The organism is Agrobacterium sp. GD03872, from assembly GCF_029840625.1.
Lineage (GTDB): Bacteria > Pseudomonadota > Alphaproteobacteria > Rhizobiales > Rhizobiaceae > Agrobacterium > Agrobacterium fabrum_A.
The window spans coordinates 1-9,818 of record NZ_JAOCCY010000032.1 but is presented as its reverse complement, the minus strand read 5'-3'; the positions used below and the strand labels follow the sequence as shown (position 1 = coordinate 9,818).

The window sequence follows — 9,818 nt, the reverse complement described above, 5'->3', positions numbered from 1 at the left end:
CAATAGAATTGACGCCGGCACTGAAGAGTTGGAGAAGGTGAGGCGGATAATTGTCCGGCTCGCTTTTTCGGCTCAGGAGATCAGCGCGTTCACGCAATGGGCGAGGGCATGGGAAAGCATCGCCGCCTCCAGCCCCCGACGCCAGAACAACCACCCGAACAGCAGGCCGGGAATGAAATTGGTGAGCAGGACTGTAAGGATCAGCGCCGCTTGCGGCTGGGCGACAATCGCAAACAGAAACGGCAGATGACCAGCGGCGAAGAGCGCCGCCGCCATAACGATGGCGGCCCACAAAATCACCGGTCGAATCTGTCCTCTTCCCGTCATGCGCCAGAGCGCCCAGGCGAAAAACGACATCAGGCCCCATCGGGTCAATAGCTCTTCCGTGATCCCGCCATAGAGAATCCGGGTCGCCAGCGGGACATCAAAAGCGGTCATTTTTGTCATGGTGGCCGCATCCGCGACCGATGGCAGGATCGCCGATGAATAGGCGATCATCAGCAGGCCGACGGCAATGCCCGCCGCCAGCGCGGGCGGCACCTGTGTTCGCAGAACCGCTCGCGGGTTGCCGCCCGTCAGCCAGCTATCGACCAAGGGCGCGCCAAGCCCGAGTTTTGCGGCCAGAGCCTGACCGGTTGCAACCGCCGCGATGGTCAGTATTGCCGGCTGGATGAGGATCAGCAGGCGCATTCCGAATGAAAGTTGCTGTCCCGGTACAAGCTGCTCAAATGTCGCCAATAAAAGCGATGCGACGCCGGTTAGTCCGATGACCAAAAGAATATGCCAGCGCTTCATGGTCTTCTTCGCCTGTTTTCCTCACTGCGAAGTTTTGTAAGCGACTGGCATTGCGTGTGGATTACGCAGTTCAATCCCCTGTGCCACATGCCAATCCGGCGCATTTTTCAATCGCTCGAAATGCCCCCGGAGGGCGCTTCGAGATTCGTATTTTAGGCGGTTGCCTAATCAAAAATCTTCGCATACGTTCCAACTGCAACGTTTCAGTGAGGGAGGAGACTCATGCGAATGCGTGTTATTTCTGCGGCCTTTTTGGCCAGTGTCATGATTCCGGCGGGGATAGTCGGGGCCACCGATCTTGAGGTGACCCATTGGTGGACATCGGGCGGCGAAGCCGCCGCCGTCGCCGAACTGGCCAAGGCTTTCGATGCCACCGGCAATAAATGGGTGGATGGCGCGATTGCCGGTTCGGGTGGCACGGCCCGTCCGATCATGATCAGCCGCATCACCGGCGGCGACCCGATGGGCGCGACCCAGTTCAACCACGGCCGTCAGGCGGAAGAGCTTGTCCAGGCAGGACTGATGCGCGACCTCTCCGATGTTGCCGCAAAGGGCAACTGGAAGGACGTCATCAAGCCGGCAAGCCTGCTCGACAGCTGCACCATCGACGGCAAGATTTATTGCGCGCCGGTCAATATCCATTCCTGGCAATGGCTGTGGCTTTCCAATGAGGCCTTCAAGAAGGCGGGCGTCGAGGTTCCGAAGAACTGGACGGAATTTGTCGCCGCCGCACCGGCGCTGAAAAAGGCCGGTATCCAGCCGCTGGCGCTCGGCGGTCAGGCATGGCAGGCCAACGGGCTGTTCGACACGCTGACGCTTTCGATCGGCGGCAAGGATCTTTATCAGAAAGTCTATGGCGACAAGGATGCCGAAGCGGCAGCCGGGCCCGAGATGGCGAAGATTTTCGCGGCTGCAGTCGCGGCGCGCGACATGGCCAAGGGCACCAATGTTCAGGACTGGAACCAGGCCACCAACATGGTCATAACAGGCAAGGCCGGCGGCCAGATCATGGGTGACTGGGCGCAGGGTGAATTCCAGCTTGCCAACCAGAAAGCCGGCACGGACTACACCTGCCTGCCGGGTCTCGGCCTCAATGATTACATCACCACCGGCGGTGACGCTTTCTATTTTCCGCTCCTGAAGGATGAGGCGAAATCCAAGGCGCAGGATGTGCTGGCCGAAACCATCGTCGATCCGAAAACCCAGGTTGCCTTCAACCTGAAGAAGGGTTCGTTGCCGATCCGTGGCGACGTCGATCTCAACGCCGCCAATGACTGCATGAAGAAGGGTCTGGAAATTCTCGCCAAGGGCAATGCGCTGACCAGCACCGACCAGCTGATTTCCGCCGATACGCAGAAACAGAAGGAAGACCTGATGGCTGAATTCTTCGCCGGCTCGATGTCGGCGGAAGACGGGCAGAAGCGCTTCGCGGACATTATCGGTTCGGCAGACTGATTGTGATTTCTCCGGGTGGGGAGCGTTCGCGCTCCCTCTCCAGCGTCCTGCCTGTGCAACAATCACCAGCACGGGCAGGGGGCTCATGCGGTGAGGCTTTTGCCTGACCGTAGACTGTAACGTTACAGGAGGAGGTAACATGGCAGGTCAAGCGCGCTCGGGGCGCCCCAACCAGCTTTTCCGCAATCTCAATTCCAAGATTGCCTCCATTCCCATGATACTGACCGCCATGGTGATCTTCCTCGGCGGCACGATCTGGACGGTGGTTTATTCCTTCACCAATTCAAAGCTTCTGCCGCGGGCGAGCTTCATCGGTTTCGATCAATATGAGCGTTTGTGGGCAGCACCACGCTGGATCGTGTCCATCCAGAACCTGGCGATCTACGGTGTGCTGTCGCTGATCTTCAGCCTTGTCATCGGCTTCGTTCTGGCGGCGCTGATGGATCAGAAAATTCGTTTCGAAAACACCTTCCGTACTATATTCCTTTACCCCTTTGCGCTGTCCTTCATCGTCACCGGCCTTGTCTGGCAATGGCTGCTGAACCCGGAATTCGGCATCCAGTCCGTCGTCCGTTCGATGGGCTGGGAAAGTTTCACCTTCGATCCGCTCTATAATTCCCAGATCGTCATTTATGGCATCCTGATTGCGGCGCTCTGGCAGGGCACGGGGCTCGTCATGTGCCTGATGCTGGCAGGCCTCCGCGGTATCGATGAGGATATCTGGAAAGCGACGCGCGTCGACGGCATTCCGACGTGGAAGACCTATATCCTCATCATCATTCCCATGATGCGGCCGGTCTTCATCACCACGCTGGTCATCATCGCCAGCGGTATCGTCAAGGTCTACGATCTTGTCGTCGCGCAGACCAGCGGCGGGCCGGGTATCGCGTCTGAAGTGCCGGCGAAATATGTCTATGACTACATGTTCCAGGCGCAGAATCTGGGTCAGGGCTTCGCCGCCTCCACCATGATGCTCCTGACGGTCGCGATCATCGTCATTCCATGGGCCTACCTCGAATTCGGAGGCAAGAAGCGTGGCTAATATCAGTACATTAAACACGGTTGTCGCCGCCAGCGATGCGGTTGCCCAAGACCTTTCCGGCCCACGCGGCAGGAAGCCGAGGAAAACCTTTTCCCGCCGCAACATCATTCTTTACGGCACGCTGTTCGTGGCCGCCGCCTATTACCTGCTGCCGCTTTACGTGATGGTTGTCACCTCGCTGAAGGGCATGCCGGAAATCCGGCTTGGCAACATTTTTGCACCGCCGGTGGAAATCACTTTCGAGCCGTGGGTGAAGGCCTGGGCCAATGCCTGCACGGGCCTGAACTGCGATGGGCTCTCGCGCGGCTTCTGGAATTCGGTGCGCATCCTCGTGCCTTCGGTGGTGATCTCGATCGTCGTCGCTTCCGTCAGCGGCTACGCCATGGCGAACTGGAAGTTCAAGGGATCGGAACTGTTCTTCTCGATCCTCATCATCGGCGCCTTCATCCCCTATCAGGTGATGATCTATCCAATCGTCATCGTGCTGCGGGAAATGGGTGTCTATGGCACACTGACCGGCCTCGTCATCGTGCACACCATCTTCGGCATGCCGATCCTGACGCTGCTGTTCCGCAATTATTTCGCCTCTTTGCCGGAAGAATTGTTCAAGGCGGCGCGCATTGATGGCGCCAATTTCTGGCAGATCTATTTCCGCATCATGCTGCCCATGTCGCTGCCGATCTTCGTCGTGGCGATGATCCTGCAGGTGACCGGCATCTGGAACGACTTCCTGTTCGGCGTGGTGTTCACGCGGCCGGAATATTATCCGATGACGGTGCAGCTCAATAATATCGTCAACTCCGTGCAGGGCGTGAAGGAATATAACGTCAACATGGCCGCAACCCTTCTGACCGGGGCCGTGCCGCTGATCGTCTATTTCGTCTCCGGCAGGCTTTTCGTCCGCGGCATTGCTGCCGGCGCAGTAAAAGGTTGAGCTATATGAACAAAAGCGTTTCCATTCTTGATCTTTCCCTGTCCTTCGGCGCCGTTACCGTGCTGAAAGACCTCAATCTCGATATTTACGACGGCGAATTCCTCGTGCTTCTCGGCTCTTCCGGCTGCGGCAAGTCGACCCTTCTCAACTGCATTGCCGGCCTTCTGGAGCCGACCGACGGGCAAATCTTCATCAAGGACCGCAACGTCACCTGGGAAGAGCCGAAGGATCGCGGCATTGGCATGGTGTTCCAGTCCTATGCGCTTTATCCGCAGATGACGGTGGAGAAGAACCTGTCCTTCGGCCTTCAGGTTGCCAAGGTGCCGAAGGAGGAAATCGACCGCCGCGTCAAAAGGGCGGCCGGCATATTGCAGATCGAGCCGTTGCTGAAACGCAAGCCCGCCGAGCTTTCCGGCGGCCAGCGCCAGCGCGTCGCCATCGGCCGGGCGCTGGTGCGGGATGTGGATGTGTTCCTGTTCGACGAGCCGCTCTCGAACCTCGACGCCAAGCTGCGCTCGGAACTGCGCGTCGAGATCAAGCGGCTGCACCAGTCGCTGAAGAACACCATGATTTATGTGACGCATGACCAGATCGAGGCGCTGACGCTGGCGGATCGCATCGCCATCATGAAAAGCGGCGTCATCCAGCAGCTGGCCGATCCCGTCACCATCTACAACAAGCCGCGAAACCTCTTCGTTGCCGGTTTCATCGGTTCGCCGTCGATGAATTTCCTGCGCGGCGAATTGATCGAAAAGGACGGCAAGGTGGTCTTCACCACCAATGGCGTGACTTTCGCGCTGGATGGCTACCAGTCGGAAACGCCGCTCGCCGCCGGCCGTGCCGTGGTTTTGGGCGTTCGCCCCGAACATGTGCGCGTCGATGCCGATATCGTTGGCGGCGAAGTGCATGAGGCGATCGTCGATATCGAGGAGCCGATGGGTGCCGACAATCTGATCTGGCTGAAACATGCCGGGCATACCATGTCCGTGCGCGTCGGCGGCCACAGGCGGTTTTCGCCGGGCACCAAGGTGCGCCTCGGCCTCGACATGACGATGGCCTCGCTGTTCGACTCGCAAAGCGAGGACCGGCTCTAGAACAGCTTCGATTTACCCCCACACACAATCCCAAGACCCAGATCTCTATGGAGGAGACAATGACAGAACTCGGTTTCCAGCTTTACAGCGCCCGTAATTTCCAGCCTTTTTCCAACATTCTGAAGAAGCTTTCGGCGGCGGGTTATAAACATGTCGAAGGTTATGGCGCGATGTACGCTTCGCTGGATGATGCCGGTTTGAAAGGCCTGCGCGCCGAACTCGACGCCAATGGCCTTGCCATGCCGACCGGCCATTTCGGCCTCGACCTTCTGGAAGGCGATCCGAAAAAGGCGCTCAATATTGCCAGGGTTCTGGGCGTGGAGGCGATCTATTGCCCCTACCTGATGCCTGACCAGCGCCCGACAGATGCGGCAGGCTGGTTCGCTTTCGGCAAGCGCCTGCAGGAGGCTGGCAAGCCTTTCGTCGATGCCGGGCTGACCTTCGGCTGGCATAACCACGATTTCGAGTTCAAGACGCTTGGTGACGGTTCCACCCCACAGGAGCAGATTTTTGCCGGTGGCCCGGATTTGAAATGGGAGGCGGATATCGCCTGGATCATCAGAGGTAATGCCGATCCGCTCGCCTGGATCGAAAGCTACGGCAAGCGCATTACTGCGGTACACGTGAAGGACATCGCACCAACAGGCGAGAATGCGGATGAGGACGGCTGGGCCGATGTCGGCCATGGCACGGTGGACTGGAAGGGCCTCGTCGCGGCGCTGAAGGCTAAATCCGCCACGAAACATTTCGTGGTCGAGCACGACAACCCGAAGGATATCGACCGGCTGATCACCCGCTCGATCGCCTCCTTCAAAATCTATTGAATTTCAATTTTCGGAGTTTGCATCATGGCCAGGGATCTTGGCGTCGGCATCATCGGATGCGGCAATATCTCGTCTGCTTATTTCTCGCTGGCGCCGCTCTTCAAGGGCATCAAGGTGCTTGCCTGCGCCGACCTCAATCGCAATGCGGCGGAGTTGAGGGCGGAAGAATTCGGTGTTGTCGCGCAGTCCATCGAGGAGCTGCTCGCCAACAAGGATATCGATGTGGTGGTAAATCTCACCATTCCCGCCGCGCATTTTCCGGTGTCGAAAGCCGCCCTTGAGGCGGGCAAGCACGTCTATTCGGAAAAGCCGCTGGTGCTTTCGCTGGAGGAAGGCGAGGAGCTGCGGCGCATCGCCCGGGAGAGGAACCTCTCCGTCGGCTGCGCGCCGGATACCTTCCTCGGCGGGGCGCATCAGCTTGCCCGGCAATATATCGATGACGGCAAGGTCGGGCGCATCACCTCCGGCACTTGCCATGTGATGAGCCCCGGCATGGAGATGTGGCACCCGAATCCCGGCTTCTTCTTCCTGAAGGGCGGCGGGCCGATCCTCGATCTCGGCCCCTATTACGTCGCCAATCTCATCAACCTCATTGGACCGGTGAAGCGCGTCGGTGCGCTGACCAGCATGGCAAATCCAACCCGTACGGTGACCAGCCAGCCGCTGAACGGCGAGATCATCCCGGTTGAAACGCCCACCAATATCCACGCGCTGCTGGAATTCGTGAACGGCGCGACGATCACGCTTTCGGCCAGCTGGGATGTCTGGTCGCACCGCCACGCCAATATGGAGCTCTATGGCACGGAAGGCTCGATCTACGTGCCGGACCCGAACTTCTTCGGCGGCGTGGTGGAAGCGAGCGGGCGCGATAAGAATATCCAGCCGCTGGAAGACTGGGCGCATCCTTTCGGCATCGCCAATCAGGAAAGCCCCAATGGCCCGCGCGCCAATTACCGCACGGCGGGCCTTGCCGATATGGCAATCGCTATTCTGGAAGGCCGCGATGCCCGTTGCTCGCTGGATCGCTCCCTGCACGGCATCGATGTGATGACCTCGATCCTCAAATCCGGGGAGGAGGGCCGTTTCATCGAAATGACGACGACCTGCACCCAGCCGGCTGCACTCGGCATCGAGGAGGCGCAGGCGCTGCTGCGCTGAACCTGTTGCATAAAAAAGCCCGGCGCACTGCCAGTCCGCCGGGCCTTTCCCGCTCAGCCCGTCGGGGCGAGCGTCGCGTGTTCAAGGCAGCTCCCTAGAGGCCGATAAAAAAGCCGAGCCAGCGCGCAACGGTTCTGACCATCCATATCAGGAACACGAACGGGGCTATGCCAACCGCCGCGACGGCGGCCACCGAAGCGACAACGAACGCTGTGGTAAGATTGCGCCTGAACCGATGGCGCTTCGCGCCGAGAGCCCTATCCATGGCGAATGGCGGAAATCAGCCCGCGAATGGTGAGCGTGACATAAAGCATGGCTGCCATCGCCATCAGCAGGCCGGCGCCGAGAGAGCTGAGGTTGCTCAGCGAAAACAGAAATATATCAGCCGCCATCATCGGCAAGACCCTTCGAGAATAGCAAATTCCGCATCGTTCTAGGCCCTGCCGGTTTCCGGCATATGTCCCGTTTGTATCGTCTTGTTGCTGCCGCGGGGCGATTTCATGATCGCGCCGATTTTCCGCGAATTCCGCAAGGCCCTTCACAAGTCCGCCGCTTTGCTTTAAAGCCGCGCCGTAATCCGGTCGCAGCCCACCCGGTCAAAACAAGGGATCCCAAATTATGAAAACCATCGTCATCTGCTCCGGCGGACTGGACTCCGTTTCGCTTGCGCATAAAATCGCGGCGGAGCACGACCTTCTCGCTCTCGTCTCCTTCGATTATGGCCAGCGCCACAGGAAGGAGCTGGAATACGCGGCCGATTGCGCCAAACGGCTCGGCGTGCCGCATCATGTCATCGACATCAGAACCATCGGTGCGCATCTCACTGGCTCGGCGCTGACGGACGACATTGCGGTGCCGGACGGGCATTATGCGGAGGAGACCATGCGCTCCACCGTGGTGCCGAACCGCAACGCCATCATGCTCACCATCGCCTTCGGGCTGGCCGCCGCGCAGCAGGCGGATGCGGTGGCGATTGCCGTGCATGGCGGCGATCACTTCATCTATCCCGATTGCCGGCCGGGCTTCATCGACAGCTTCAATGCCATGCAGGCGCATGCGCTGGAAGGTTATGCCGACGTCAAGCTCTTTGCCCCCTATGTCACCGTTTCCAAGGCGGCGATCGTGACCGACGGCGTGAAATACGGCACGCCCTTCGGCGAAACATGGTCCTGTTACAAGGGCGGCTTGCGCCACTGCGGCCGCTGTGGCACCTGCGTCGAACGGCGCGAGGCCTTTCATCTGGCCGGTGTCACCGACCCGACCGACTATGAAGACCCGGATTTCTGGGTAGCAGCCACCCATGCCTATGCGGCGCAGGAGGTGCGCTGATGTTCCGCATCACCAAGGAATTTCACTTCTCCGCCTCGCACCAGCTGAAAAGCCTGCCGTCGGACCATCAGTGCAATCGCCTGCACGGGCATAATTACATCGTCGAGATCGAGCTTGCGGGCGAAGCGCTGAACGAGCACGGTTTCGTGCGCGACTATCACGAGCTGGCGCCGCTGAAGCGCTATATCGACGATCATTTCGACCATCGCCATCTGAATGATGTGCTGGGCCACGACCGGGTGACGGCGGAATGTCTGGCGAAGCATTTCTACGACTGGTGCAAGGATCGCCTGCCGGAAACCAGCGCCGTGCGGGTCAGCGAAACCGCCAAGACCTGGGCGGAATACCGGCCATGACGGCGGCTGCACACAAGATTGCAGCCAAGGAAACCACGATCCGCATCAGTGAAATCTTCGGTCCGACCATTCAGGGCGAAGGTCTGCTGATCGGTCTGCCAACCGTTTTCGTGCGTACCGGCGGCTGCGATTACCGCTGTTCCTGGTGCGATACGCTGCATGCCGTTGAAAGCGAGTACCGCGACACATGGAAGCCGATGCCGGTCGAGGTGATCTGGCAGGAGGTGCGCCGGCTTTCCGGCGGCGTACCGTTGACGGTCTCGCTTTCAGGCGGCAACCCGGCCATCCAGCCACTCGGGGCCTTGATCGCGAAGGGGCAGGGCGAGGGTTATCGTTTCGCGCTGGAAACGCAGGGCAGCATCGCCAAAGACTGGTTTGCCGATCTCGACCATCTGGTGCTGAGCCCCAAACCGCCATCGAGCGGCATGGAAACGGACTGGCAGGCCTTCGAAGACTGTCTTGCCGCCGCCGGCGACGGACCGCAGGTGGCGCTGAAGATCGTAGTGTTCGACGATGCGGATTATGCCTATGCCAAGGCAGCATCCGCGCGTTTCCCGCATCTGCCCGTCCATCTCCAGCCCGGCAACCACACCCCGCCGCCGCCGGATGATGACGATGCGCGTGTGGATATCAACGGGGTGATGGACCGGATGTTGTGGCTGGTGGAGAAGGTCAGCGAAGATCGCTGGTTTTCTGCCCGGGTGCTGCCGCAGCTGCATGTGCTGTTGTGGGGGAATAAGCGCGGGGTTTGAGGGGGGGGGCGGGAGTGAAATTCCACGCTGTAGTTTGCATCCTCAAGAAGCGCACAATGTACTGAGCGAGTGGAAGCCG

General features: G+C 59.5%; 11 protein-coding genes. 9 read left to right on the top strand and 2 right to left on the bottom strand.

The features are described from left to right. Positions 1-72: 72 nt before the first annotated feature. Positions 73-795, bottom strand: a complete 723-nt coding sequence (locus N5D22_RS26960; RefSeq protein ID WP_279659001.1) for a CPBP family intramembrane metalloprotease — start codon at positions 793-795, stop codon at positions 73-75. A gap of 222 nt (positions 796-1,017) precedes the next feature. Between N5D22_RS26960 and N5D22_RS26955 the strand changes: the two genes are divergently transcribed. The 6 genes from N5D22_RS26955 (at position 1,018) to N5D22_RS26930 (ending at position 7,302) form a co-directional block, all read left to right on the top strand. Continuing rightward, entirely contained in the window at positions 1,018-2,250 is a 1,233-nt protein-coding gene (locus N5D22_RS26955) for an ABC transporter substrate-binding protein (protein WP_279659000.1), read from the top strand. 139 nt (positions 2,251-2,389) lie between these two features. Then, positions 2,390-3,292, top strand: a complete 903-nt coding sequence (locus N5D22_RS26950) for a sugar ABC transporter permease (RefSeq protein ID WP_279658999.1) — start codon at positions 2,390-2,392, stop codon at positions 3,290-3,292. Beyond that, positions 3,285-4,226 carry a carbohydrate ABC transporter permease gene (locus N5D22_RS26945; RefSeq protein WP_078052523.1) on the top strand — a complete coding sequence of 314 codons (942 nt, stop codon included), beginning with the start codon at positions 3,285-3,287 and terminating at the stop codon, positions 4,224-4,226. Before N5D22_RS26950 ends, N5D22_RS26945 begins: the two co-directional genes overlap by 8 nt. A gap of 5 nt (positions 4,227-4,231) precedes the next feature. Next, positions 4,232-5,320 (top strand): ABC transporter ATP-binding protein, encoded by a 1,089-nt coding sequence (locus N5D22_RS26940; RefSeq protein ID WP_279658998.1) that lies wholly within the window; start codon positions 4,232-4,234, stop codon positions 5,318-5,320. 59 nt (positions 5,321-5,379) lie between these two features. After that, complete coding sequence (locus N5D22_RS26935) at positions 5,380-6,144, top strand: sugar phosphate isomerase/epimerase (RefSeq protein ID WP_279658997.1); 765 nt, start codon at positions 5,380-5,382, stop codon at positions 6,142-6,144. A gap of 24 nt (positions 6,145-6,168) precedes the next feature. Further along, complete coding sequence (locus N5D22_RS26930) at positions 6,169-7,302, top strand: Gfo/Idh/MocA family oxidoreductase (protein ID WP_279658996.1); 1,134 nt, start codon at positions 6,169-6,171, stop codon at positions 7,300-7,302. A 257-nt stretch (positions 7,303-7,559) separates the two neighbouring features. On the opposite strand, the gene N5D22_RS26925 is transcribed toward N5D22_RS26930, so the two are convergent. Further along, positions 7,560-7,697 carry a hypothetical protein gene (locus N5D22_RS26925; protein ID WP_279658995.1) on the bottom strand — a complete coding sequence of 46 codons (138 nt, stop codon included), beginning with the start codon at positions 7,695-7,697 and terminating at the stop codon, positions 7,560-7,562. Positions 7,698-7,920: 223 nt separating this feature from the next. Here N5D22_RS26925 and queC point away from each other — a divergent pair, with 223 nt between their 5' ends. The 3 genes from queC to queE are packed head-to-tail and all read left to right on the top strand — an operon-like array spanning position 7,921 to position 9,739. Further along, on the top strand, positions 7,921-8,631 hold the full coding sequence (queC, locus tag N5D22_RS26920; RefSeq protein WP_279658994.1) for a 7-cyano-7-deazaguanine synthase QueC: 711 nt from the start codon (positions 7,921-7,923) through the stop codon (positions 8,629-8,631). Continuing rightward, positions 8,631-8,987 carry a 6-carboxytetrahydropterin synthase QueD gene (queD, locus tag N5D22_RS26915; RefSeq protein WP_020811477.1) on the top strand — a complete coding sequence of 119 codons (357 nt, stop codon included), beginning with the start codon at positions 8,631-8,633 and terminating at the stop codon, positions 8,985-8,987. Before queC ends, queD begins: the two co-directional genes overlap by 1 nt. Continuing rightward, positions 8,984-9,739: a 7-carboxy-7-deazaguanine synthase QueE gene (queE, locus tag N5D22_RS26910; protein ID WP_279658993.1), complete on the top strand. Its 756-nt coding sequence runs from the start codon at positions 8,984-8,986 to the stop codon at positions 9,737-9,739. The genes queD and queE overlap by 4 nt, the downstream gene beginning before the upstream one ends. Positions 9,740-9,818 lie beyond the last annotated feature (79 nt).

Excerpts from the sequence above, each read along its gene's own strand:
- N5D22_RS26925 (WP_279658995.1), bottom strand. The coding sequence starts at position 7,697 with ATGATGGCGGCTGATATATTTCTGTTTTCGCTGAGCAACCTCAGCTCT.
- queD (WP_020811477.1), top strand. The coding sequence starts at position 8,631 with ATGTTCCGCATCACCAAGGAATTTCACTTCTCCGCCTCGCACCAGCTG.
- N5D22_RS26935 (WP_279658997.1), top strand. The coding sequence starts at position 5,380 with ATGACAGAACTCGGTTTCCAGCTTTACAGCGCCCGTAATTTCCAGCCT.
- N5D22_RS26955 (WP_279659000.1), top strand. The coding sequence starts at position 1,018 with ATGCGAATGCGTGTTATTTCTGCGGCCTTTTTGGCCAGTGTCATGATT.
- N5D22_RS26960 (WP_279659001.1), bottom strand. The coding sequence starts at position 795 with ATGAAGCGCTGGCATATTCTTTTGGTCATCGGACTAACCGGCGTCGCA.
- N5D22_RS26950 (WP_279658999.1), top strand. The coding sequence starts at position 2,390 with ATGGCAGGTCAAGCGCGCTCGGGGCGCCCCAACCAGCTTTTCCGCAAT.
- queE (WP_279658993.1), top strand. The coding sequence starts at position 8,984 with ATGACGGCGGCTGCACACAAGATTGCAGCCAAGGAAACCACGATCCGC.
- N5D22_RS26940 (WP_279658998.1), top strand. The coding sequence starts at position 4,232 with ATGAACAAAAGCGTTTCCATTCTTGATCTTTCCCTGTCCTTCGGCGCC.
- N5D22_RS26930 (WP_279658996.1), top strand. The coding sequence starts at position 6,169 with ATGGCCAGGGATCTTGGCGTCGGCATCATCGGATGCGGCAATATCTCG.
- queC (WP_279658994.1), top strand. The coding sequence starts at position 7,921 with ATGAAAACCATCGTCATCTGCTCCGGCGGACTGGACTCCGTTTCGCTT.